The organism is Micromonospora nigra, from assembly GCF_900091585.1.
Taxonomy (GTDB): Bacteria; Actinomycetota; Actinomycetes; order Mycobacteriales; family Micromonosporaceae; genus Micromonospora; species Micromonospora nigra.
Genome location: NZ_FMHT01000003.1, coordinates 3,681,442 through 3,704,616, shown reverse-complemented (window position 1 = coordinate 3,704,616; position 23,175 = coordinate 3,681,442). Strand labels below are relative to the sequence as shown.

The 23,175-nt window shown below is 70.4% G+C and carries 23 protein-coding genes; 18 read left to right on the top strand and 5 right to left on the bottom strand.

The annotated features are described in order from the left end of the window. Positions 1 to 41: 41 nt before the first annotated feature. From GA0070616_RS15945 to GA0070616_RS15920, 6 genes are all read left to right on the top strand, one after another. Complete coding sequence (locus tag GA0070616_RS15945) at positions 42 to 422, top strand: pilin (RefSeq protein WP_091082732.1); 381 nt, start codon at positions 42 to 44, stop codon at positions 420 to 422. 5 nt (positions 423 to 427) lie between these two features. Continuing rightward, positions 428 to 1,339 carry a TrbL/VirB6 family protein gene (locus tag GA0070616_RS15940; protein ID WP_091082728.1) on the top strand — a complete coding sequence of 304 codons (912 nt, stop codon included), beginning with the start codon at positions 428 to 430 and terminating at the stop codon, positions 1,337 to 1,339. Next, on the top strand, positions 1,336 to 2,301 hold the full coding sequence (locus tag GA0070616_RS15935; RefSeq protein ID WP_245712791.1) for a PrgI family protein: 966 nt from the start codon (positions 1,336 to 1,338) through the stop codon (positions 2,299 to 2,301). The genes GA0070616_RS15940 and GA0070616_RS15935 overlap by 4 nt, the downstream gene beginning before the upstream one ends. Continuing rightward, positions 2,298 to 4,088, top strand: coding sequence for a VirB4 family type IV secretion system protein (locus GA0070616_RS15930; protein WP_091082719.1), 1,791 nt, complete (start codon positions 2,298 to 2,300; stop codon positions 4,086 to 4,088). Before GA0070616_RS15935 ends, GA0070616_RS15930 begins: the two co-directional genes overlap by 4 nt. Before the next feature lie 83 nt (positions 4,089 to 4,171). Continuing rightward, on the top strand, positions 4,172 to 6,604 hold the full coding sequence (locus tag GA0070616_RS15925; protein WP_091090912.1) for a type IV secretory system conjugative DNA transfer family protein: 2,433 nt from the start codon (positions 4,172 to 4,174) through the stop codon (positions 6,602 to 6,604). Positions 6,605 to 6,813: 209 nt separating this feature from the next. Continuing rightward, positions 6,814 to 7,683, top strand: coding sequence for a replication-relaxation family protein (locus GA0070616_RS15920; RefSeq protein ID WP_091082717.1), 870 nt, complete (start codon positions 6,814 to 6,816; stop codon positions 7,681 to 7,683). A 238-nt stretch (positions 7,684 to 7,921) separates the two neighbouring features. Here GA0070616_RS15920 and GA0070616_RS15915 read toward each other — a convergent pair whose 3' ends face one another. From GA0070616_RS15915 to GA0070616_RS27655, 4 genes are all read right to left on the bottom strand, one after another. After that, the gene (locus GA0070616_RS15915; RefSeq protein ID WP_175440095.1) at positions 7,922 to 8,971 is read right to left on the bottom strand and encodes a CPCC family cysteine-rich protein; all 1,050 of its coding nucleotides are present in this window, start codon (positions 8,969 to 8,971) and stop codon (positions 7,922 to 7,924) included. 194 nt (positions 8,972 to 9,165) lie between these two features. Next, positions 9,166 to 9,714, bottom strand: a complete 549-nt coding sequence (locus GA0070616_RS15910; RefSeq protein ID WP_091082714.1) for an aspartyl/asparaginyl beta-hydroxylase domain-containing protein — start codon at positions 9,712 to 9,714, stop codon at positions 9,166 to 9,168. 200 nt (positions 9,715 to 9,914) lie between these two features. Next, positions 9,915 to 10,415 carry a nitroreductase/quinone reductase family protein gene (locus GA0070616_RS15905; protein ID WP_245712790.1) on the bottom strand — a complete coding sequence of 167 codons (501 nt, stop codon included), beginning with the start codon at positions 10,413 to 10,415 and terminating at the stop codon, positions 9,915 to 9,917. A gap of 305 nt (positions 10,416 to 10,720) precedes the next feature. After that, the gene (locus GA0070616_RS27655; RefSeq protein WP_139128915.1) at positions 10,721 to 11,092 is read right to left on the bottom strand and encodes a hypothetical protein; all 372 of its coding nucleotides are present in this window, start codon (positions 11,090 to 11,092) and stop codon (positions 10,721 to 10,723) included. A 260-nt stretch (positions 11,093 to 11,352) separates the two neighbouring features. Between GA0070616_RS27655 and GA0070616_RS15900 the strand changes: the two genes are divergently transcribed. The 10 genes from GA0070616_RS15900 (at position 11,353) to GA0070616_RS15855 (ending at position 20,213) form a co-directional block, all read left to right on the top strand. Continuing rightward, complete coding sequence (locus GA0070616_RS15900) at positions 11,353 to 11,751, top strand: MmcQ/YjbR family DNA-binding protein (protein WP_091082712.1); 399 nt, start codon at positions 11,353 to 11,355, stop codon at positions 11,749 to 11,751. A 720-nt stretch (positions 11,752 to 12,471) separates the two neighbouring features. Continuing rightward, positions 12,472 to 13,188, top strand: a complete 717-nt coding sequence (locus GA0070616_RS15895) for a hypothetical protein (protein ID WP_091082709.1) — start codon at positions 12,472 to 12,474, stop codon at positions 13,186 to 13,188. A gap of 631 nt (positions 13,189 to 13,819) precedes the next feature. Next, positions 13,820 to 14,488, top strand: a complete 669-nt coding sequence (locus tag GA0070616_RS15890; protein WP_091082708.1) for a hypothetical protein — start codon at positions 13,820 to 13,822, stop codon at positions 14,486 to 14,488. After that, positions 14,485 to 14,877, top strand: coding sequence for a hypothetical protein (locus GA0070616_RS15885; RefSeq protein ID WP_091082704.1), 393 nt, complete (start codon positions 14,485 to 14,487; stop codon positions 14,875 to 14,877). The genes GA0070616_RS15890 and GA0070616_RS15885 overlap by 4 nt, the downstream gene beginning before the upstream one ends. Before the next feature lie 161 nt (positions 14,878 to 15,038). Continuing rightward, positions 15,039 to 15,959 (top strand): hypothetical protein, encoded by a 921-nt coding sequence (locus GA0070616_RS15880; protein WP_091082701.1) that lies wholly within the window; start codon positions 15,039 to 15,041, stop codon positions 15,957 to 15,959. 88 nt (positions 15,960 to 16,047) lie between these two features. Then, positions 16,048 to 16,725 (top strand): GGDEF domain-containing protein, encoded by a 678-nt coding sequence (locus GA0070616_RS15875; RefSeq protein WP_091082698.1) that lies wholly within the window; start codon positions 16,048 to 16,050, stop codon positions 16,723 to 16,725. Positions 16,726 to 16,826: 101 nt separating this feature from the next. Next, on the top strand, positions 16,827 to 17,414 hold the full coding sequence (locus GA0070616_RS15870) for a hypothetical protein (protein ID WP_245712982.1): 588 nt from the start codon (positions 16,827 to 16,829) through the stop codon (positions 17,412 to 17,414). Positions 17,415 to 17,630: 216 nt separating this feature from the next. After that, positions 17,631 to 18,038: a hypothetical protein gene (locus GA0070616_RS15865; RefSeq protein WP_091082688.1), complete on the top strand. Its 408-nt coding sequence runs from the start codon at positions 17,631 to 17,633 to the stop codon at positions 18,036 to 18,038. 498 nt (positions 18,039 to 18,536) lie between these two features. Beyond that, positions 18,537 to 18,950 carry a hypothetical protein gene (locus GA0070616_RS15860; protein ID WP_091082680.1) on the top strand — a complete coding sequence of 138 codons (414 nt, stop codon included), beginning with the start codon at positions 18,537 to 18,539 and terminating at the stop codon, positions 18,948 to 18,950. A 138-nt stretch (positions 18,951 to 19,088) separates the two neighbouring features. Then, positions 19,089 to 20,213: a M23 family metallopeptidase gene (locus tag GA0070616_RS15855; protein ID WP_091082678.1), complete on the top strand. Its 1,125-nt coding sequence runs from the start codon at positions 19,089 to 19,091 to the stop codon at positions 20,211 to 20,213. Positions 20,214 to 20,239: 26 nt separating this feature from the next. Here the strand turns inward: GA0070616_RS15855 and GA0070616_RS15850 are convergent, their stop codons facing one another. Next, positions 20,240 to 20,878 carry a hypothetical protein gene (locus tag GA0070616_RS15850; RefSeq protein WP_245712981.1) on the bottom strand — a complete coding sequence of 213 codons (639 nt, stop codon included), beginning with the start codon at positions 20,876 to 20,878 and terminating at the stop codon, positions 20,240 to 20,242. Positions 20,879 to 21,215: 337 nt separating this feature from the next. On the opposite strand from GA0070616_RS15850, the gene GA0070616_RS15845 reads away from it, so the two are divergent. After that, a complete protein-coding gene (locus GA0070616_RS15845) occupies positions 21,216 to 21,881 on the top strand; it encodes a hypothetical protein (protein ID WP_091082674.1) in 666 nt (221 codons plus the stop codon). 71 nt (positions 21,882 to 21,952) lie between these two features. Next, positions 21,953 to 23,047, top strand: coding sequence for a DUF4314 domain-containing protein (locus GA0070616_RS15840; RefSeq protein ID WP_091082663.1), 1,095 nt, complete (start codon positions 21,953 to 21,955; stop codon positions 23,045 to 23,047). Positions 23,048 to 23,175 lie beyond the last annotated feature (128 nt).

The following is a 23,175-nucleotide window of genomic DNA, read 5'->3' as shown; positions in this document are numbered from 1 at the left end:
CGACCTGTTCGTGGCCGGGGCTCGGCGGGAGGTGAACCGCGATGTCCCGTACCCCACATCACACTGTCCGGATCCCGCGAGTCGTTCGTATCGCACTCCGTGTCGCCGTGCCGCTGGCCGGTGTCGGCCTGTCGCTCGCCGTGCCTGCCGCCGCGTACGCCGATGCGGGCGGGGCCGTCTACCTGGCGGCGAACTCGCTGCCGGTGGTGATCGCGAACCTGCAGGCCTGGGTCATGAGCCTGCTGGCCGCGATCGCCACCCTGTTCCTCGTCCTGGCCGGCGTGTACTGGGCCACCGCCGGTGGTGACCCGTCGCAGGTGGAGAAGGCCAAGCTCGCCTTGCGCAACGCGCTGATCGGCTACGGACTGGCCGTTCTTGCACCGATCCTGCTGAAGGTCATCCAGGGCATCGTCGGGGGCTGAGCGTCATGGGATGGATCCTCGACCAGGCCCTGGATTGGCTCACCGCCGCGATCCTGGCCTGCCTCACCGCGATCTTCGACCTCATCACCGGCATTCTGCTCACCACCCCGAAGGTCACCGCGCTGCCGCAGGTGCAGGCACTCACCGGCCGGTCGGTCTGGATCGTGGACACCGTCTTCGTGTTGGTGTTCGTCGCCGCCGGTGTGCTCGTGATGGTCGCCGGCGGCGAACAGTCCCGCTACACGGTCAAGGACCTCCTGCCGAGGCTGGTCGTCGGTTTCACCGCCGCGCACTTCTCTCAGTTGGCCTGCGCCCAGCTCATCGATGTCGCCAACGCCCTGACCTCGGCGGTCAGCGAGGGCGGTCACGACGGCGGCGGCGCGTTCACCGCGATCCGCACCCACCTCACGGCGGCACAGGACCACACCGTTCCGCTGTTGTTCCTGGTTCTGATCCTCATCATCACCGTCCTGGTGGTGACGACGGCGTTCCAGCTGATCGGCCGGTTCGTGGCGCTGCTGGTGATGACGAGCATCGCGCCGCTGGCGCTGGCCTGTCACGCGCTGCCGCAGACCGACGGCCTCGCCCGGCTGTGGTGGCGCGCCTACACCGGATGCCTGGCGATACCCGTGGCCCAGGCGTTCTTCCTCACCGCGGGCAAGCAGACACTGCTCGACCCGGCGGCCATGCTGCCCGTGTTCGGCCTGCCCGTCGACCCGGGCGGCACGCTGAACCTCCTGGTCGTGGTGGTGCTGCTGTGGACCACCGTCAAGATCCCCGCGCTGATGGCCCGCTGGGCGGGCCAGACCGGACGCGGCACGAGCAACATGCTCGGCGCGGTCGTCCGCGTCGTCGTGGTGCAGCACCTCGCCCGCACCGTCCCCGGCCTGAACACCCTTCGGAGGACCATCAGATGACCCGACCCGAATCCGAACCGCCGACGAGGGCGCGGATGCCCGCCGACGTCGACGCACCCGACAAGGTCGCCTACGGCCTGACCTTCCACCAACTGGCCGTCGTCGCCGCCGGCGCGCTGCTGTTCTACACCGCGTGGCACGCGCTGCACGACGTCGTGCCGACACCGCTCCTCGTCGGTGCTGGGGTGGTGCTCGGCGGGCTGGTCATCGGCCTGGCGCTCGGCCGCCGCGACGGCCTGTCCCTGGATGTGTGGCTGCTGCACGCCATCGGCCACATCCGGACCCCCCGGTCGCTGTCCACCTCGACGACCGGTGGCGTGTCGCCGGACTGGATCGAGACCCCCCAGGCCGGTCGGATGCCGCTGCCGGCACCGTTGCGGCTGCCCGCCGACGCCATCGACGACGACGGGCAGGTCAGCCTCGGCGACGCGCGGGCGGCGATCGTCGGCACCACCACCGTGAACCTCGCGCTGCGCACTCCCGCCGAGCAGACGGCTTTGATTGACGGCTGGGGGCGGTGGCTCAACAGCCTGTCGACGCCGACGCAGATCGTCGTGTCCGCGCAACCGGTCGATCTGGCCTCCCACAGCCGGGCCCTCGCCGCCGCCGCGCACGCCCAGCCGCACCCGCGGCTGCGGGCGGCGTGCGCCGACCACGCCGAGTTCCTCGGCGACCTCGCCGCCCGCCGCGACCCGCTGCGCCGGCAGGTCCTGGTCGTCACCCGCTCGGCGGCAGGCGAGCGCGGCCTGCATGCCGCGCGGCGCCGCGCCGACGACACCGTCCGCGCTCTGTCCGGTCTCGGGGTGACCCCACGGGTGCTGGACGGCCCGGCGGTCACCGCCGCCCTGGCCTGCGCGGCCGACCCGTATCGGCCGCCGCGTCCCGGCGGCCTGGCCGCACCCGACGCCGTCATCACCGCGGCCACCCCATCCCGTACCCGCACGGACAGGAGAAGGTCATGATCAGAACAAGACGGTCCGGCGGTGACGGCGGACAGCCGCGGTCGGGGTCGCTGGCGTCGGCGGTCGCGCCAGCCGCCGTCGAGGTCACGCCCCGGTGGCTGCGTGTCGGCGACGGCTACGCCGCCACCCTGGTGGTGACGGGCTACCCGGCCGAGGTGGGACCTGCGTGGCTGGAGCCGCTGCTGTCGTGGCCGGGTCGGCTCGACCTCGCGCTGCACATCGAGCCGCTGCCGGCGTCGATCGCCGCCGCCCGGCTGCGCACCCAGCGAGCACGGTTGGAGTCGTCCCGGCGGGCCGACTCCGAGCGCGGCAAGCTCGCCGACCCCTACGTCGACGCCGCCGCCCACGACGCCGGTGACCTGGCCGAACGGCTGGCCAGAGGCGCGGCGAAGCTGTTCCGCGTCGGCCTGTACCTGACCGTGCACGCCCGCACCGAAGAGGAACTACTGGAGGCGTGCGCGCAGGTCCGGGCCGCCGCCGCGTCCACCCTCCTGGAAGTACAGCCCGCAACCTGGCGGCAGCTTCCCGGCTGGACCACCACCCTGCCCCTGGCGACGGACGGGCTGCGGATGCTGCGCACCATGGACACCCAGGCCCTCGCCGCCGCGTTTCCGCTGTCGAGTCCGGACCTGCCCGCCCCGCTGCCCGGCGACCCGCCTGCCACCGGCGGTGTCCTCTACGGGATCACCCCCGCCAGTTCGGGGATCGTGTGGTGGGACCGCTGGGCGCAGGAGAACCACAACTCGATCGTCCTGGCGAGAAGTGGGGCGGGGAAGTCGTACTTCGTGAAGCTGGAGATCCTGCGCAACCTCTACCAGGGGGTGCAGGTCGCGGTGGTGGACCCCGAGGACGAGTACCTGCGACTGGCCGACGCGGTCGGCGGCAGCGTCGTCCGGTTGGGTCTGCCCGGCGTGAAGATCAATCCCCTGGACCTGCCGGTCGGTGACCGGCGTCCCGACACGCTGACCCGCCGCGGCCTGTTCCTGCACACCCTGGTCAGCGTGCTGCTCGGTCATCAGCCGCCACCGGCGGAGCGGGCCGCGCTGGACCGGGCGATCCTCGCCACCTACCGGCAAGCGGGCATCACCGCCGACCCGGCCACGCACCACCGGCCCGCGCCGCTGCTGCGCGACCTGGCCGCCACGCTGCACGCCGACGACGACCCGGCGGCCGGGAATCTGGCCGCTCGGCTCGCGCCGTGGGTGCAGGGCAGCTTCGCCGACCTGTTCGACGCACCGAGCACCCAGGCCCCGGTCGGACACCTGGTCGTGTGGTCGCTGCGGCACCTGCCCGACGAACTACGCACCGTCGGCACCCTGCTCGCCCTCGACGCGATCTGGCGCACCGTCGACGCACCCACCCGCCCACCACGGCGGCGGCTCGTGGTGGTCGACGAGGCGTGGCTGCTGATGCGCGACGGCGAAGGGGCCCGCTTCCTGTTCCGCATGTCGAAGGCGGCACGCAAACGCAACGCCGGCCTGACCGTCATCACCCAGGACGCCGCCGACGTGCTGAGCACCGACCTCGGCCAGGCGGTGGTGTCCAACGCCTCCACCCAGGTGCTGCTGCGGCAGGCGCCGCAGGCCATCGACGCCGTCGGCGAGGCGTTCGGACTCACCGACGGCGAACGGCGGCTGCTGCTGTCCGCCCGCCGCGGCCAGGGACTGCTGATCTGCGGAGTGAGCAGGACCAGCTTCGAGTCGATCTCCTCAGACACCGAGCACGCCCTGTGCACCACCGACCCGGCCGAACTGGCCGACCTCGACGAGGAAGAAGACGACCTGTGACACCACCAACCGAAGCCCTCAGAGCAGCGCTCGTAGCGTCGCCACCGGCGCCCGGCCCCACGTTCGGGCCGGGCGCCGGCCCTATTCCGCCCCCCACCGGACCTGCGGCCGCGCTGCTCGACGCCGCCGTATGGGCGACACAGCGGCCGTGGCTGGCGGCTGTCGCCGCCGGCGGTCTGATCGTGTGGATCGCGGCCCGCAACCTGGTCGAGATTTGCCGGCACCGCCACCACGCCCGCGGCGCGCGCCTCGTGACGATCGCGCCGCCGCCGGAGGTCGACCCGCACAGCGCGCCAGCGTTGTGGGCGAACCTGGCCGGCGTGCTGACCCCGTCACGGCGCCGCCGCCTCCTTTACGGCACCCCGCACGTCGTGTGGCAGTACACCTGGACCGGCCGGCAGCTGCTCATCTCGATCTGGGTACCCGGCACCATTCCGCCTGGGGCGGTCGAGGCCGCGGTGCGGGCCGCGTGGCCCGGCTCAGCCACCACCACCGACACCAACCCCCCGCCGCCGATACCCCTGGACGCCCGCCCCGCAGCCGGTGGGCACCTGCTGCCCGTACACGCGGAGTGGCTGCCCCTGTCCACCGACCACGACACCGACCCGCTGCGCCCTCTGATGGCGGCCGGCTCCCAGCTCACACCCCACGAGTACGCCTGCGTGCAGATCCTCGCCCGCCCCGCCACACCCCGACGGGCCGCGCGGGCCCGCAGTGCCGCCGGACGGCTACGGTCCGGCAAGAGCGCCGTACCGGCGATCAACCCGGTGGTGCCGGTGCTGTGGCTCCTGGAGGTGTTCCTGCCCGGCAGCGGCGGCACTGGCCGCGCTACGGCACCCACCGCCCGTCGGGATCCCACCGTCGAGCGTGATGTCCGGGCGATCCTGGACAAGACGGCACACCCGCTGTGGCAGACCGGCATCCGCTACGCCGTCGCCACCACCAACCGACGCCCCAGCGCCGACCCGACCGGCCGGCTGCGGGGCATCGCCGACACCCTCGCCTCGGCCTTCGCCATCCACACCGGCCGCAACCGACTCACCCACCGCGCTTGCATGCCCACCCCGGTGGCCGTCCTCGCCGCCCGCCGCCTCGGCCCCGGATTCCTCACCTCCGCCCCGGAACTGGCCACCCTCGCAGCCCTGCCACAAGATCTCGCCGTGCCCGGCCTCGACCGGGCGCGGGCGGCGTCCATGCCGGCACCGGTCGCCATCCCCGCAGGTGGGCGTGGCGTGAAGATGCTCGGCGACGCCGAAATCGGCGGCCACAGCGTCGGGCTGTCCGTGCCCGACGCGAGGTATCACATGCATGTGATCGGCTCCACCGGCTCCGGCAAGACCACACTGCTGGTCAACATGGCCCTCGACGACATCAAAGCCGGCCGCGGCACCGTCGTCATCGACCCGCACGGCGACCTCGTCCTGGACATCCTCGACCGGCTCCCCGCCACCACCGCCGACCGCGTCGTGCTCTTCGACCCCGACCAGGACAACCCCCCGACGCTGAACCCCCTCGAAGGCGACGACCCCGACCTGGTCGTCGACAACCTCGTATCGATCTTCGGCAACATCTTCGCCAAAGCGTGGGGACCGCGGATGGACGACGTCATGCGGGTGGCCTGCCTGACCCTGCTACGCCACCACAACGTGACCCTGCAACACATCCCCCCGCTGCTCAACAGCCCTCAGTTCCGCTCCGCCATGACGGTGGACCTGGACGACCCGGCCGGGCTCAGCGGCTTCTGGCAGTGGTACGACAGCCTCAACGACAGCCTCCGCTCGCAGGTCATCGGACCTGTCCTCGCCCGGCTGCGGGCCTTCCTGCTACGCGACTTCGTCAAACGCACCATGCGCTACCCCCGCTCGAGCTTCGACATGGGCCGCGTCCTCAACGGCGGCGTCCTGCTCGTCCGGATCCCCAAGGGCGTGCTCGGCGAGGACACCAGCCGGCTGCTCGGCTCCCTGATCCTCGCCCAGGTGTGGCAGGCCGCCACCGCCCGCGCCGGCATCGCACCCGACCGACGCCGCGACGCCACCCTGATCATCGACGAAGCCCAGAACTTCCTCACCCTGGCCAACAGCCTGGACACGATGCTCGCCGAGGCCCGCAAGTACCGGCTGTCGCTCGTACTCGCCCACCAAGATTTGGCCCAGTTCCCCCGCGACCTCCTCGCCGCAGCGTCAGCCAACGCCCGCAACAAGATTTACTTCACCGTCGCGCCAGAAGACGCGAAAGTGCTGTCCCGGCACACCCAGCCGGAACTGGGCGAACACGACCTCGCCCACCTCGACGCGTACACCGCCGCCGCACGACTGGTCGTCAACGGCCGCCAGACACCCGCGTTCACCATGAAGACCCAACCACCGAAGCCGATCGTCGGCGAGGCGACCGCCATCCGCCAGGCCGCCGCCGCGGCGGTACCCGCCCAGGACACCAGCGCCGTCGACGACCTCGTCGAACGACTCAGCCGCAAACCCGACCAACGCCGCCCCCGCCCGAAAAGCAACCGGACCTGACGTCACTGTCAGCCGGTGGCGTCACCCGGGCCGCGCAGCGGCTCGCCACCCGGCTCGCCACCGGTGACCGACCGGCACCCGCAGCACAGTGCTGACCTGGCCTGTCAGTGCCGCACACGCCCCTGACAGACGCCGCGCACCGACCTCCCCCGTTCCAGACACCCCTCCCGATCGGGAGGGGCACCCATCCCTGCCAAGGAGCAACCACCGTGTACTCCCGTGTCCCCTCCGGCAAACCGGATCCGCTCGCGGTCTTCGGTCGCATCGTCCCCCGCGACCACGCCCTCCTCAAGCTGCTCGCCGAGCACTACCTGCTGTCCACCGACCAGATCACCAACGCCTTCTTCGACACCCGCCGCACCGCCCAACGACGGCTGACCATCCTGCACCGCCTCGACGTGCTGCACCGCTTCGGCCGCAGCGGCACCCACGGCCGCTACGGATCACTGCTCTACACCCTCGGCCCCATCGGACTGCAACTACACCCCACCGCCTACCACGACCCCAACGGGCTCGGCGGCACAGCACCACGCAGCTCCCTGGAACGCGCCAAACGGATCGCCGCCAGCGGACAGGTCAACCACCTGCTCGGCGTCAACCAGTTCTTCACCGACCTCATCGCCACCGCCCGCCACACACCCGACACCCAACTTTCCCGCTGGTGGTCCGAACAACACGCCACCACCGTCTACGCCCAAGCAGGCATCCGCCCCGACGGACACGGCGTCTGGACCCTCGGCGACACCTCCACCGGCTTCTTCCTCGAACACGACAACGACACCGAAAACCTCGCCCGCGTCGTGGCCAAACTGCGCGGCTACGAACGCCTCACCACCATCGGCCCCCGCTACCCCGTGCTGTTCTGGGTCCCCAGCCGACGCCGCGAAACCAGCCTCCTCGGCGTACTCGCCGGACTCCGCAGCGCCAGCCCCATCGCCACCGCCGTGCACGGCCCCGATCCGGCGGGCCGGGTCTGGACTCTCGCGTCGGACCCCACCCACCGGCGCCACCTGCACGAGCTGCCCTGCGACCACGGCCCCGACACCGTCACCAACCCACAGCGCTTCGACCACCCGTAGAGCCCCACACCGCCTACGCGCTGCAACCTACTGTCGGCGTACGAGCTGCAGTCCAAAGCCGCGTACGCACCGAGTACACAGCGGCCATCGACACCCGCAAACTCAATGGCGAGCTGACGACAAGGCGCTGCCAGCGCACCGAAAGCCTCGTCTACGAGAACAGTCACGTTTGCCGAGCGCAGGTGACGTCCGCACATGCCGATGAGAGTTAACTGCATAGAGCGGCTGGAGCCTGGCGTTACGTAGGCTCGCTCGGCGGGAGATGCGGCTGTGGCGTCCGGCCCCGGCCCTTTCGGATGTACTGGACCCGGGCCTCGTCGAGGCTCAAACTGCCGTTCGGCCCGCCCCTGACGACTGCGCTGTCGTGGTTGTCCTGGCCATCATCCTCCCACGAGCACTCATCGCAGATTTCGTAGCTCCCTCGCTCCGACAACGTGGCGTGGCCGCAGCACGGACAGGTGTAGGGAACATCGCGGACCGCCGCGATGACGTTCTTCAGCGAGGTGTATTGGTATAGCCAGTCCACCCGGCGGCGACCCAGGTCGTCATCGTCTGCACTCATGGCTCGTGTGGCTACGGGATCCCGTTGTACGGGACTGTCCTCCGTCGGCTTGTGGATTACGGCGAGGCGTTCTCGGACGTTTGGATCCGCTACCGAGTGGGTGCGACGAGCACCGTCGGCCCCGGCGTTTTCCGTAGCTACCCGTTGCTTGTCCGGCATGATGCGCCATTGCCACGGGCCCACATCGCCGAGGCGTCCAGTGTGCCGGAGCAGAACGTGCGAAGCGTGCTCCCGTTTTCCCGTCTTCTGCCGCTGCTGGGTCGTCGCATCCGGAGCCAGCCGAGCCAGGATGCGTGTGCTGAACTTCGCGGGTGGCCACCAGTTCACTTTCAGGCCCCGGGTGATGTCGTACGTGTGGAGCACGACCTCAGCGACGCCGAGCGCTGCGAACCCGCTGACGTCGCAGGACCCGAAGTGCCACGCCCGCGTATCCGGCCCTGCGGCCCGCAGCGCCGCGACGAGCAGTCCGCCGCATGCCTCGACAGCGAGCAACACGTCTGACACCGGCGCATCGTCGCGGATCACCAGATCCAACGGCAGGTATGCATCCTGTACCCGGCCCGCCACTTGAGCCGCGTACGCAAGCAAATCATGGCCGATGTGGGCGAGCGTCTCTCGGCACGTCCAGTCGAGGGTGCCAGCGGCGACCGACCAGTCGTGGGCCGAAAGCGGTTCGAGGACCTCGCCCATCATTCGGACGGCACGCTCCAGATCCTGAGCTTCCATGCCGCGCATTCTGGCAGACCGGGCAGGCACCCAGACCGCCAAGAAGAACAAGGCTTTCTACATCCGAATCTGCCGCGTACGGCGCTGCGCGGAGCGTGATGCCCTCGGATGCTGCAGTGCTCACCCGGCGTTCGGCCAGGTTCTCGGAACGGCGGGATAGACAGGGCGCGTGAAGGTGCGCTGGGGTGTCTCGCTCATCCACCGCGTCGTACGAAGCCTGCCACCGAGGCCGGCAGTTCGTCCTGCGGCATGTCCTCGTAGCCAGGACGGGCGAAATCAAACAAGAGCACGACGCGGTCGCTGGAGCCGTAGTTCCACGCCTTATGCGTGACAGTGTCGTCGAAGACCAAGGTCTTGCCTTCGCGCCACTGCCGGGTTTCGTCGCCCACTCGCAGTGCGCAGTCCTCAGGCACGACCAGCCCGAGATGCGCGCGGTAAACGGTCGTCACCCACCCCTGATGTGGCTTGATCTGGGTGCCAGGAGCCATCCGAGAAAATCCAGCGGTCGTCAGGCGAGGAACCTTCGTCAACGCGGAGGCAGTGTTCGGGCAAGCTTCGAGCGCCTCCTCAATTCGTTCCCCGAAGGCGACAAGCCCGTACACGCTCCAGCCCTGGCCGTACATCTCGCGTTGCACCCACGGCTGATAGGTCTCCCGCGGCAGCGCAAGGCACTCATCCCGGATGGCCTCCCACCGTGCCCGAAGACCGGCCAGGAACGGAAATTGCCGCTGATCCACGAACATGAGAGACCATGATGCACCAACGACGGTGATGCGGGCTACGGCGCCGCCTCGTGACGATCGTGGCCCTCGTGTGCACCTCCAGCGGTAGACACACGCTCATGCCGCAACCAGCTCGCTACCTGGCGCTACGGTCGACCTCGGCTCGACAGTCGCAGCCCATCAACACGTGATTGATCAGCCCATCCAGCAAAGCCAGTCGATCAGGTCCCCCGCGACGCCTCAGACGTGCCTGGCCGGGGCACCAGGACCACCACCGCAGTTTCGGACGACCGCCGCGCGGCATAGCCATCCAGGTTCTTGTCGATCTCACGCCAGCGGGCCCACAGCCGCGATCGTTCGCCGTCTGTCGCAGCGTGACCACGCACCGGCCGCGGCCCGTCGACCAGGTCAACGGTCACGTCCGGGTGTGCCTGCAGATTGAGCCACCAGGCCGGCTCGGGCTCCCCCCAGCCGTTCATGGCCAGCGAGACCAGATTCTCGCCGTCCTCGAAGTACCCGAGGATCACGCTGCGCTGCTGGCCGGTGCGACGCCCGACGGTGGTCAGGCGCAGCATTCCATACCGATTGCCGCGCGGACGCGACAGTCCGACACGGCCGCCCGAACGCCGGAACACGCCCCGATGCGCCGACCAGAAGAACCGAATGAACCAACGGGGCGGTAACCACGGCTTCTTGGCAGGGCTCAGGTCCGACTCGGTCACTCCCGCATCGTATCGGCCGCTGTCACGCACGAACGGCAGCCAGCGGCAGGCCGGTAGCACCGAACGGTCTGCGGCTGACAGGCGGCCTACCCACCCCGATCAAGCAGCGGCCAACGTCCGCTACTGCCGCGATCCGCATGCTTTACCGGGATCACCGTGCGTCGAGCCTGCCCGGGCGTACGGAGCCGGACAGGAGGACGAAGTTCAGCCGATGATGGTGGCGAGAGTTGGGTTCGCAGCTCGCGTCGTAGTCGACGGCTGCGGCGAGCAGTCTGGCGGTCGCTGAAAAAGCTGGGACTGCAGTTTCACCTGCCAGTTCGTCGGGAGCCGGGTCGCCGACCGCTACCCGCAGACCTAGAACTGCGGGGTCGGGTCGGCTGATCAGCCGGTCCGTCGACGGCACCAGGGCTGGAGAACGACACCGAAGGCGCTGCAGGACGGGAAGACTTCGGTGGCGGCCATTGCGACGCCGCGATCTGGGCCCCAGTGACCGGCAGGGTGGGCGAGATCTGGTCGAGCAAGCGCTGCGCCAGGGTGGCGTCGATCTCGACGTCTGCGCTGATGCGAACATCGGCCGCGGTCGCCAGGTCCACGACGTCGTCGCTGGTGAACGCATCAGCTCCGAGAGTGCTCAGCCGTCGCGCGAACTCCTGGACATTGATCATTTGCAGCCTCATCGTCGGATTGTTAATTATTCACCGTATCCCCCGCTTCGGTCGGCGGATCCTGCGCCCGCCGTGCGGGCCACTGGGGCCGACAGTCGGCGCCGACAACTGCGACCGCTGCGCGGAAGTCCGCAACTCTTCGGTGAGCTAATCGCGCGTCTGCAGGGCCGTCACGCTCTGTGTTACCCATGCTGTCCCGCGACGCCCGGAAATGCCGCGAGGCGCGTGGTGCAGGGCGCCGTGGCCGCCCAGGATGTGCTTACCTTCTGGGTATGCCGCACCCCATCATGTTTGACGAGGCAGACCCGCTCCTGGGCCGGCTGCGGACGCTCGCCCTGGCCTTCCCCGACGCGGCCGAGAAGGTCTCCCATGGGCGTCCCGCCTTCTACACCACCAAAGTCTTCGCCTACTACGGGGGATCGGTGAAGGTCGACGGCGTCTATCAACAGCACGAACAGTCGGTGATCGTGCTGGTCGACCCCGAAGAGCGCACGGCGCTGCTGGCGGAAGACCGTTGCTTCGTGCCGGCCTACCTAGGGGCCTACGGGTGGGTCGGCGTGGACCTCACCGATGACACCGGCTGGGACGAGGTCGGCGAGCTACTCGACGCCAGCTACCGACGTACGGCCGGGGCACGCAGGATCGCGCTGCTCGACTCCCGACGGCCCTGAGCACCCCGCAGCTGCTCGGCGGCCGGTCATAGTCGAAGATGCCGACGACAGCGTCAGCCCGCACCAGGCTTCGCATGCTGGGCCCGGTTCCGTCGCCCTGATCGGTGCACGCTCCTGCCGCTGTTGGGCATCAGCCCACGTCCACCGATTACTCATCGTGGGTATCGGACATGGGTCGTCGTCCGGCCGCCGTCGCAGCCTCCCGAATTCTCCGCGCCCCGACCTCTGCACGTTGGCGTACTCGACTCTGCACCGGAACTCGTACGCCGACAGCTGCCAGACTGAGCACCTCCGGCAGGCCGACTGTCATCGACGTCCGCCACCGAGCAAGATCGTTTGTGAGGGTCGTGGCGTCTCACAGCGTCCGCGCCGACGACGGCTCCGCCACGAGCCGGAGTGCCTCACAGCGCAGGTCAACCCCACTTTCTGACGGTCAATTCGTCGGATCGGCCTGACAGAACACGCCGCTACCGTTCACTGCACCAACACCACCTCATACATTTCCACCCCGGTCCGGTCCCACCTCGGAACCACCGCCGCACCTACCGGTGCGCCACGCCCACCCGCCCCACCCGGGGCCGGTCGGCGCCGCGCCGTGCGGCGACCCCAGGTCGCACCGCACCAACCCGCACCACACCTCTGCCCGCAACCGACCCACGCACCCGGTGGGCCGGTCATCTTCGCGCGCCCTGACGCGCCGATCTGCAAGGAGGACCCCTCATGGCCAAGAACCCGACCCGCAAGGTCACCGAGCCGGCTGTCACACCGACGGCGACGATCCGCACCATGATCGTCTGTGTGCCGGGCGACCTGCCCCGTGAGGCGCTGACGGCACACCAGCTCGACCGTAACTTCGGCGTGCGGGGCACGCTGTCGCCCCGTTTCTGGGCCAGCCCCGCGCTGCGTCTCTGGCAGCGCCGCCAGATGTTCGGACTGCGCAAGGGCCGTCCTGCCTTCTGCGTGGGCGGGCCGGCGCGGCTGCTGGACCTGACCGGCATGCGCCAGGCCGTCGGTGTGGGGGCGGGCATCCGCCACCAACTGTTCAGCCGGGTCGTGCACGGCACCCGCAACGCCACCGCGTGGCACGTCTACGAGGCCCGCCACCTGGCGGACCCGCAGGAGTACCCGTGGGACAAGGCCGTCGCGGACTTCCACCACCAGCCCCGGGTCAACGCGATCCGGATGCACAACGCCGCCACCTACGGCGCCGGGCAGCTCGCCCTCGGCGAGCTGGAGATGTACCAGGCCGGCTGCATGGCCTACCAGCACCACAGCGCCCTGACCGCGGTCGCGGGCGACGCGCTGATCACCGCCGAGGGGGCGAAGCTGGCCCCGGCCAGCGACGCCATGGCCGACCGGGTGGCCTACCTCGAACAGGCCCACCGCCTGCTCGCCGCCATCGACGCCGACCAGCGACTGCTCGCGGTCACGCTCTGACCCTGTCAGACGGAAAGGAGACATCCCCGACGGGCACCGTCATCGCCGGCCACGGGTGCTTCCACACCTCGCACTGACACCCGTCCGGAACCGATCGGGCCGGCAACCGCCATCGGGCGTACCCGAAGGATGTGTGCTGCTGCCCGGTCGGCTCCGCCGACCACCCACGCTCGCCCCTGCCCAGGCTTCCACAGCAGGAGACCGGCCTTGCGGTACACGCGCACCGTCGCCTCCTGCAGCCGGCGTCGGGCACCTCGGTCGCGGTGAGCCGGCGACGACCAGCTGACCGCTCTCTCACTGCCCCGGCCAGGCGCGCACCTCATCGCCCAGCTCCGGGTCGCCGCACGTACTGGCCGTACACGCCCTGCTCACCATCCCGGCGATCGGCTCACGGTGTCGGCCATTGACCTGCCCGAGCCGCCGCATCTCGCCTCAGCCTGCCAGCCGCCCCAGGGCAAGGGCGCAGATCACGCTGCCGGCCGGCGAGACGGCCGCCCTTTTCCCTCTTGCGCGGCCAGCTCGGGTCCGGATCCGGCGAGCGCCGGCCACCCGGGCCCCTGTCGCACCTCACCACACCGTCGGTGACCAACCCCTGGTCGCCGGCACCCCCTGTCTGAAGGGATACCGCTCCATGATCCAGATTCCGATCTGCCCTGTCTGCGACGAGCCGGTGGCAGACCAGCCCGCCACGCACTGGACCACCGCCTACCGCGGCGGCACCCCGTGGTGGCATCTGACGGACGACAGTCCCATCTGCGCGGCTGCCGACGGCAAACATTCCCAGCCGGTCTTCGTCGAGGACCCGTTTCCGGTCGACGGTCAGACCAACACCTGGCTCGACGAGATGAGCCGCCTGTTCGCGGTCGACGGTCCCTACGACCCCGCCCGACTGGGCAGCGCCATCACCGCCGCCGAACACCTCAGCCACTGGCTGCACACGGCCACCGGACCGTTCAGCGCGCTGCTCACCCTGCCGACGCCCTCCGACGTCGCGTCCCTGATCGGGCACCTGCACCGAACCACCCGGCTGCTCGCCCGGGTGCACGCCCAGACCGGGTCCTACCTCCTTGACCAGGCCCGCCGGGCACACCTCACGAGCGGCGATGACAGCGAGGGGTGGAGCGAGGTCATGGAGGCCTGCGAGGACATCCACACCTGGTTGCAGGACGCAGCCGACCAGCTCGCCCAGTCGGCGCAGGCGTCAGGGACTGCCTGGTCCAGCGCCCGCAAGCTTGTGGTCGCGGGCTACCTCGCCGCCTCGGACACGGCTGGCGCCGACCCCGAGGAGGGCCAGCAGTGACGACTGCTGACTACGCGCCGGCTCGGGGCAGCACGGCCGTGTTCTCCGGCCGGTGGCTGCGCTACGAACCGGTTCCCGGCTTCCACCGCTTCTACGAGGGCTACCTCGCGACGGTGACCGGCTGGTGGAACGGTGCCTTCGAACTCACCTGCGACCACGAGGCGGTGACGGCCCTCGCCCAGACGTTCGCCGCGATGGCCACCTACGTCGGCGGTGACTGGCGCACCGTCGACTTCGACGGGCACACCCTCACTGTCGCCCGTCCGGTGTCCCTCGGCGGCGGCGTCCACCTCGCCGAGCCCACCGACGGGCGTTACCGGATCGGCTGGGGCCTGCCATGGCTACCGGTCGACCCGAGCCGCTGCGACCAAGTCTTCGGCCAGCCGTAGCCACACCACCCCCACCAGCGCAGGGGCGTGAGAAGGCCCCGCCCGAGCGTCGGCGGCGTCCCGAGATCCGGTCACCGCACTTGATCACGAGGCGCCGCCGAGCGTGCATCAGTGCACGCCACATCTCCAAATTTCGAACAACAGCCACAAGGGGAGGACAGATGGACAACACCACCGACCAGACCGTGGCGCCCAGCGCCCTCGACAAGGTCGCCGCCGCCCTGGCGGAACTCGGCCAGGACACGGCCGCCGCGATCGCGCAGCGCGCCGGGGTCGGCTACTCGACGGCCACCAAGCGACTTCGCGCGCTGGAGGAAGCCGGCCAGGCCGTACCGTTTCGCGCCGACGACGGCCGCACCCTCTGGCGGCACGCCAGGAACGCGGCGACCAGCACCGACAGCGTCGACCCGCCGGCCACCACCGACACCGGCGACGACCCGTCCCACCCACCCGCACCGACCCCCGACAACCCGGACGAGGCTCAAGGATCAGACGAGACCCCTGCGGCGGCAGAGCAGGCGGGCAGCGCCGTGGCGGCGGGACCGGACGACGAGTCGACCGCTGTCCAGCCGGACGGCGCACGCCGACCAGCACCCGACAGTGCCGTGGTTCGGCCAACCCCACAGGACCCGCCACCTCCGGCGGACAGCACCCCCAGCGCACCGACCACCACCGACGCCGAGGGTGACGAGCCGTCCCCGGTCGACGCCGCGCAATCAGCCGCTGTCGCCACATCCGGTGAGGCGGATTCGCAGCCCAACCCGGACCCGGCAGGCAGCAGCGACTCCACCGCGCCCAGCAGCCCCGCCGAGGCGGCGAACGCGTCGGGTGACGGGAAACCACGCCGTGCCAAGGGCAGCCTGCGCGGCGCTGTCCTCGACGTGCTCGAAGCCCATCCCGATCAGCCGTTCAGGACCAGCCAGCTGTGTAAGGCCGTCGACCGGGCGAACGAGGGCACCGGCTCGGCCAAGGCCAGCGCGGGTGCGGTCGTCAACGCCGTGCACAAGCTCGTCGCCGACGGTGTCGCCGTCCAGGTCGTCGAGAAGCCGGCGACCTTCCAACTCGCCCCGAGGACCAACTAGCCCGGCAACTCAGTAGCCCGGGGCGGGCGTCGAACTTGGCGGCTCACGCCCACCCCGGTGCTCCTTAACCGACAAGGAGCGCCATCAAGTGTCTCACCTGAACTCCTACCTCACGGCGGCCGGCGGAGTCCTCGCCGGTCTCGCCGCCGCAGCCGTCCTGCTCGTGCGGCAGCGGCAGATCATCCACCACCAGCGACAGACGCTGGCCACCCGCGACCGGGACCGCACCCACTGGCACCGCCTGGCCACGCACAACGACACGACCGACCTGCCGAACCGGCGGGCCCTGCGGACCCACCTCGAGGCCACGTTCTCGCTCGGGGAACCACTCGGGCTCGTCCTCATCGACCTCGACCGGTTCAAGCAGGTCAACGACACCTACGGCCACGAGCACGGCAACGACCTGCTGCACGAGGTCGGACGCCGCCTGACCGCCCTCGGGCCGTCGGTCGCCCTGGCCGCGCACCTGTCCGGCGACGAGTTCGCCCTCGTCGTACACGGCGACGCGGGCAAAGTCGCGACCGCCGCCCAGGCCGCCCACCGGCGCATCTCCACACTCCCGTACGACATCGCCGGGCGGCAGGTGACCGTCACCGCCAGCGTCGGCTACGCCGTCGCCGAACCGGACATGCTGCCCCGCGACCTCCTACAGGCCGCCGACCAGGCCATGTACCTGGCCAAACGCAAGCGCTGCGGCATCAGCGCCCCCGATCCGAGCCACGCCACGCCCCCGGGACTCCTGACCCGCTACCGCGACCTGCGGTAGCTCCCGGGACCACCAGCACCACGCCGTCCGCAACCACCTGAAGCCCCGCAGACCGCATCGGCCTGCGGGGCTTCGCATACATCAAGGAGCCGATACCCGTGATGTCCTTCAACGCCGTCCACACCCTGACCGGGTGCCTGCTGAACATCGAGGCCAACGCCGACCTCGACGGCTGGAGCCGCCCACCTCTCCTGCTGCTCGTCCAAGACCAGCCGGCCCCCACCGGAGCCCACAGCACCAGACGCCAGATGCGAGCCGTGCACCTGCCGCTCAACGACACCCGCATGGGCCGATACCGCGCCGGACGCGTCGACCTCCTGACGGACCTCGCCGCCGCGCTCGACATCCACCAGCCGGTCGCCCGACCCACCCTGGCCGCCTGCGTCGACATCAATCTGATCGCGGACCTCCTCGCCGATCCCACACCCGAGCTTCGCCTGCTGGCCTGGGCCGTCTGCTACGAGAACGTCCTCGTCGACTCTGGCGAACCGCACGAGATCCGACGCGTCGACGCGGTCGACACCGACCGCCGCAGCTACCAGATCACCAGGCTGCGGGACGAACCGCACCCCGTGCTCTCCATCGACGACCAGCTCGACCACGACGACATACCGGCCATCCGCGCCGGACTGGCGCGCCTCGTCCAGACCACAAGCCGGCCCGGCCGCTCCACGCCGACCACCTCCTGACAGCCGTCGACCCCAAGCCGACGAGCGCGCGTTGCGACCTCACCGCGTCGATCACCGTGCATAACGACACCACCCCCAGGCAGACGACTTGACCTTCATCGAGAGAAGAGCGTCGATCAGACCGGTCATTGTCCGGGCCAGCCATCAGGCACAACACCTGTCGACCCCGGTCCGGACGGTGACCCCTGTACGGAAGCCGACGAAAGGTCACCCGCCATGTCTGAGCGCAGCCGCATCCGCCCGTCGCACCGCGCCCTGCTCCCCAGCGACGTCACCGACCTCCTGCTGTGGCGGCTGGCCGTCGACGTCCTCACCGCCCACCAACCCGGACCCGGCGACCGGTGCGCCAACCTGCAGTGCGCCGACCAGACCGGGCCCTGTCGCGCCGCCAGACAGGCACAACAGGCGATGCGCGCCGCGCGCGCCCCGCGACCGGCACACCTGCCGCAGCCGGCTCTCAGCCGCGAACGCGCACCACAGCGGCCGGTCCGCGACCCCGGCGGTTTCGTCGGCTGGTTCACCGCCGGTCTCGCCGCCACCGCCACGCACCTGCGCTCGCGGATTCCGCAGCGGCTGCCTCGCCGAGTCCCCGGCGCGACCCTGACCGCCGCGTACGCCGCGTAACTCCCGCACAGGCGGAACACCACGCCACCCGGCCCGATCAGGAGGACCTAACAACATCCCAGACCGGGACCACCCTCGCCGGCTACGCCCGAACCACCGCCGAAGAAACCCCTCGCGCACGAGTACCGCACCAGCACAGTCCACTGAGCGCGCGGATCGTCCCGCCCCGGGAACGGAACGGGCAACAGGCGTTCGGCGACAGCCAACTCCGTGTCGGTGAGACGACGCGGCGCATCCGGCTCTCACACGACTCAGGTGTGACCGACCGCTGGCTGCGGGGCCGTGCGCAACTCCCTGTCACCACACATCCCCTTCTTCGCCCCGCGGAGAAGGGGCCGGGGGACGTGCCGCTGCTGCACGGCGAGAACGTCGCCGTCCTCGCCCGCTAGACCCGGTACCCGATCCCACCGTCACCGATGACCCGCGCGGCTGACCACGACCGCGCGGTCATCGCCGTGCCCGTACCTCGACACCACACCAGCACGAGGAGACACGACCATGGGACACCCCTGCTACGTCGGCGCCACCGAACCCGCCCAGCCGGGCATCGTCCGCGCCCGCTACGTCCACGTCGACGGCCACCCCTCATCGCTCATTCCGCGACTGCGCGGCATCTGGGCACGCACCGCCCGCCGCGACACCACCGCCCTCATCGACGCGGTCCTCGCGCACGACTGGGCCTACCTCGGACCCGACGTCACCTGCGGCCCGCCGTCTCTTGCCGGCCGACACCCGGTCGCGGGGGTCGGCATGACGCTCGACGACACCAGTGCGGAGCCGACCACCGTCTTCCCGCTCAGCCGCGCCATCGACCTCGACGCCTCGTGGATCTACCTGATCGACCCCGCCGACGACACCGTCACCGTGCACAGCGACGACGGCGAACCGGTCGGCGCCTACCCCCTCCACTGACCTTCGAGTACCAGGAGAACGAACCGCCATGCCAAGCTCCGCATCCCCCAACGGCCGGCAGGAAGCCCCGCCGAATCACACCACCGCCACGCGCCCACACCGAGTCCGCCATTTCGATACCGGCCGTGGGAGGCCCGGATGACGCTGCGATCCCTGGTATCACTCGCCGTGGCGCTCATCGCGGTGGTCATCCTCTGCGCCGGCGGCCTCGGCGGAATCCTCCTCGGCGGCGACGCCGCCGCCGAGTGTGTCCCCGTGGCCGCCTCGCCCGCTACCTCACCAACCACGTCGACGCCCCTCGAACCGCCCACCGTGTGGCCGGCGATCGGTGACTGGGACAGCGACCAGGTCGGCAACGCCGCCGCGATCGTCACCACCGGCGCCCGCCTCGCTGTACCACCCCGCGGGTGGGTCATCGCCCTGGCCACAGCGATGCAGGAGAGCACGCTGCGCAACCTGACCGGCGGCGACCGCGACTCGGTCGGGCTGTTCCAGCAGCGCCCCAGCCAAGGGTGGGGAACCCCCACCCAGCTTCAGGACCCCGTCTACGCGTCGGAGAAGTTCTTCGCAAAGCTGACCACGATCAGCGGCTGGCAGACGATGCCGCTCACCGAGGCCGCCCAAGCCGTGCAGATCAGCGCCTTCCCCGACGCCTACGCCACATGGGAAGGACCTGCCACCCAGCTGGTCACCGCGATCGCCGACACCACCGGCCTACCCACCGACGGGCTGGCCGAGTGCGGGGCCACCGGCCCGTGGACGCAGCCGGTCCTCGCCCCGGTCGGATCCGGATTCCGTACCAGTAACCGGCCGGGCCACGACGGCGTCGACCTCAGCGCCCCGCGCGGCACCATCATCCGCGCCGCGTCCACCGGCACCGTCCGCACCGTCCGCTGCAACGCCGTCCACGTCAACACCGGCACCGAATGGGGCTGCGACCGCGACGGCCACCCCGACCTCACACGCGGATGCGGCTGGTACGTCGACATCGACCACGCCGCAGGCCTGCTCACCCGCTACTGCCACATGGACCAACCCCCAATGGTGACCGTCGGGCAACCGGTCACCGCCGGCCAGCCCATCGGCGTCGTCGGCTCCACCGGCCGCAGCTCCGGCCCGCACCTGCACTACGAGGTGCACCACACCGGCGACGCCAGCCCGAACGGCGCGATCGACCCGGTGCCCTTCATGGCCGCCCACAACGCGCCGCTCGGCACAACGGGGACGATGCCGCCACTTGCGACGATCATCAAGGTCACGTGACCGAGCAGGAACACGCAAGGTCAGTGCTAGCCAGCAGGCAAGACCAGCGGCGCCGCGATGGCGAAGTTCTGGTCGACCGCCTTCACCAAGGCACTCCCTCGATGGCCCAATCCGGACCGTGCGGCCCACCCGTCGAGGGCGTCCAGGAAGCCCACCAGGTCCCGCTGCGCGCGCAGTAACAGCTGCGGCAGCGCACGACGCGGAATGTCGACATGGCGTCCGGCCCAGCGGCCGCGATGACGATTTGGGCCAGCGTCCTGCCACACCCGCAGATCTTCACCGAGCACCTCCAGCTCCGGGCTCGGATCATGTCCCAGCCACGGTGAACCGCCGGTGAGCGCCTGCGCCCAGTCACGCCAGTCCTCCAGCCCGCTGCAACAACCCGGCACGACGTTCGTCCCGGCCGTGGTGTCACCGACCTGCAAGCCACCGGCAACGATGAGCATCTCCTCGGCCAGCAGCGCGTCCACGACCTCATTCCGGCCGCCAGGAGGCGCCACGTCTATCCGATTCGCGAGGGCCGCGACGAACAGCCCGGTCCGCTTATCGGTGCAATCGGCGTTGAGCACCAGCCACGAGCCGGGTGCCAGCTGCTCTGTCGGCCACGGCGACGACCCGCTGTCGAACATCGGCACCTCGACGACCGCCTGCATCGTGATCACCACGTCATTCAAGCCGACATTCCCGGCCGACTTCGACTGCGGCCGAAGCGCTCCAGGCGACTTTCGCGCCATGGATCTTCCGGGCTGACTCATGACGATCACTCTGCGACACCAACACGACCTGCCAACACGTCCCCGCAGGCCGGCATTCCGCCAGCGAGAACCGCGCCGGCTGGTCGCCGACACATCTACGTACGGCGAGTACCGCGTGTTTCGGATTCCGCCGCATCCCCGCAAAGGCCATTGATCGATGCCGGCGGATCAACGGTCACCCAGCGGTCGTCCCGACCGGGATGACCGCCGCAACCCGCATCCACGAATTCCCAAGGAGGTAAGGCACGTGAGTACACCCACGCTGATCGGTGTCCCCGCCCTGTCCGGCAGGTACACCGCCCGCTTGATCCAGTTCGGTGAGGCCCCGGAAGTCCTGGTTCCGCTGCTGCGCCGGATCTGGACCGACACGTTCGGCCGCGACACCGACGCCATGGCCGCCGCGCTGCTGGCCCGCAACTGGCGGTCCCTCGCCGTCAACCCCAGACACCGGCGATGGGACCGGCAGCCGCTTGTCCCGGGACTGGGCTACCCGGCCGGGAACGACACGATGCGGCAGGGCTCACTGCGGGAGGACCTCGACGGGTTTCTCGAGTGGATGTACCTGCTGCACCCCGACCAGGGGCGGCTGGTGGTGTACGAGGCGACGGTCCACGGCCGCTGGCTGCGCCACAGCGTCCACCACCTCGACCCGGTCGAGGACCTGTTCGTCACCGCACCCGCCCTCAACGAGGGCGGGTCGGAGATGACGGTGTGCACCGTGTGCGGGGCGGTCGACGAGATCGACCACGTCGAGGTGCCGTCCATGGCCGGCTACGGCTACGACACCGCCACCAGCTGCACCCGCTGCGGCTCCTCGGTCGCCACCGACCCGATGTTCGGCGCCCGCCTCGTCCGCAAGCCCTGGCCACCCCACGACCCCACGACGGGTGACGCGACGGGCAGCACCGGATGAACCAGCCCGCTCCGAGGCCGTCGCCGCCCACCGGCCACAGCCCATCCAACTCTCACCGATCGGAGAGCAGCATGATCTATCAGCCTGGCCAGCGCGTCGCCCTGGTCCACACCAGCGACCCGTACACCCTGCTGCGGCCCGGCGACACCGGCACCGTCCGCCGCCACGACCAGCGGCACAACGTCGTCGATGTCGCCTGGGACAGCGGCTCGGCCCTGTCGATGTGCCTCGACGACGGCGACCGCATCGAACCAGCCACCTCCACCTCGCCGCCAACCGGCGGGCTGGTCGACGAGGCCGCCGTTTGGGCTACCGCGCTGCGGCGGATGCGCGCCGCCGGCACCGAGGCCGGCCACACCGCCGCCCAGTGGTGGGCTCAGGACACCATCGGTGCCCGGGCCGGCGGCGACACCCGCCTGGCCGCGCGCCGGATCCTGGCCGGTATCAACGACGGCGATCCCGCCGTCCTCGACGCCCTACCCCGCTACAGCTCGGCCGGAGATCCGGTGGACACCAGCGGGTGGGAGCTGTTCGCCGATGCCACTGGCGACACCACAGGCTGGTTCGGGCTGCGCATCCAGCAGCGCGACGAGGCGATGGCCGTCTACCGCGACGCCTTCGACACCGCCGCCACCGGTCGGATCGCCGACCTGTGTCACCTCGCGGCCAGCCCCACCGGCGCCGACGTGTCCCACCTGCGTCCCGCCCGGGTCCGTGTCGGCGACGTCGGCGTGTTCTCCGGCGAGTGGGCGCGCACCGCCGACCCTGACGGCGGCGACCGCATCGCGGTCGGGTTCGTCGGCACCCTGATCGACTCATGGAACGGGTGGGCGGTGTTCTCCTGCACCCGAGCGGTGGCCGAGGCGATCGTCGCCGACCAGCAGCGCCACCGAGACCAGTACCGCCACCGCCTACGGGAGCAGGGCGTGCCGGCCGACGACCTGGACCGGCGGGTCGACGCCGCGCTGGCCAACCTGACCTTCGACGGCGACGTCATCGTCGCCGATCAGCGCGCCCTGGCCGACGACCCGCACGCCATCGACCGCATCGCACCCGGCGGCGACGGCCGGTACGTGGTGATGGGCCGCAGCTGGTGCTGGGAGGCCGTCGACCCGTACGACTGCGACCGGATCGTCGGCGACCTGCCCGACCCCGACCAGGCATAAGCCGGCATCCCGGCCGAGCCCTCGCCATGCCACCGAGCCGACCCGGCTTCGGCGGCGGCACCTACACCACCACGACAGGTAAGACCGACAGGAAGGAACCCAGTGACCGTCCGTACCCAAGAGGAGAT

Bases quoted from the DNA above. Each gene is read 5' to 3' on its own strand.
- GA0070616_RS15900 (WP_091082712.1), top strand. From the start codon at position 11,353: ATGCCGCACCCCATCATGTTTGACGAGGCAGACCCGCTCCTGGGCCGG.
- GA0070616_RS15915 (WP_175440095.1), bottom strand. From the start codon at position 8,971: ATGGAAGCTCAGGATCTGGAGCGTGCCGTCCGAATGATGGGCGAGGTC.
- GA0070616_RS15890 (WP_091082708.1), top strand. From the start codon at position 13,820: ATGATCCAGATTCCGATCTGCCCTGTCTGCGACGAGCCGGTGGCAGAC.
- GA0070616_RS15860 (WP_091082680.1), top strand. From the start codon at position 18,537: ATGGGACACCCCTGCTACGTCGGCGCCACCGAACCCGCCCAGCCGGGC.
- GA0070616_RS15930 (WP_091082719.1), top strand. From the start codon at position 2,298: ATGATCAGAACAAGACGGTCCGGCGGTGACGGCGGACAGCCGCGGTCG.
- GA0070616_RS15940 (WP_091082728.1), top strand. From the start codon at position 428: ATGGGATGGATCCTCGACCAGGCCCTGGATTGGCTCACCGCCGCGATC.
- GA0070616_RS15935 (WP_245712791.1), top strand. From the start codon at position 1,336: ATGACCCGACCCGAATCCGAACCGCCGACGAGGGCGCGGATGCCCGCC.
- GA0070616_RS15945 (WP_091082732.1), top strand. From the start codon at position 42: ATGTCCCGTACCCCACATCACACTGTCCGGATCCCGCGAGTCGTTCGT.
- GA0070616_RS27655 (WP_139128915.1), bottom strand. From the start codon at position 11,092: ATGAGGCTGCAAATGATCAATGTCCAGGAGTTCGCGCGACGGCTGAGC.
- GA0070616_RS15895 (WP_091082709.1), top strand. From the start codon at position 12,472: ATGGCCAAGAACCCGACCCGCAAGGTCACCGAGCCGGCTGTCACACCG.
- GA0070616_RS15880 (WP_091082701.1), top strand. From the start codon at position 15,039: ATGGACAACACCACCGACCAGACCGTGGCGCCCAGCGCCCTCGACAAG.
- GA0070616_RS15870 (WP_245712982.1), top strand. From the start codon at position 16,827: ATGTCCTTCAACGCCGTCCACACCCTGACCGGGTGCCTGCTGAACATC.
- GA0070616_RS15840 (WP_091082663.1), top strand. From the start codon at position 21,953: ATGATCTATCAGCCTGGCCAGCGCGTCGCCCTGGTCCACACCAGCGAC.
- GA0070616_RS15855 (WP_091082678.1), top strand. From the start codon at position 19,089: ATGACGCTGCGATCCCTGGTATCACTCGCCGTGGCGCTCATCGCGGTG.
- GA0070616_RS15865 (WP_091082688.1), top strand. From the start codon at position 17,631: ATGTCTGAGCGCAGCCGCATCCGCCCGTCGCACCGCGCCCTGCTCCCC.
- GA0070616_RS15910 (WP_091082714.1), bottom strand. From the start codon at position 9,714: ATGTTCGTGGATCAGCGGCAATTTCCGTTCCTGGCCGGTCTTCGGGCA.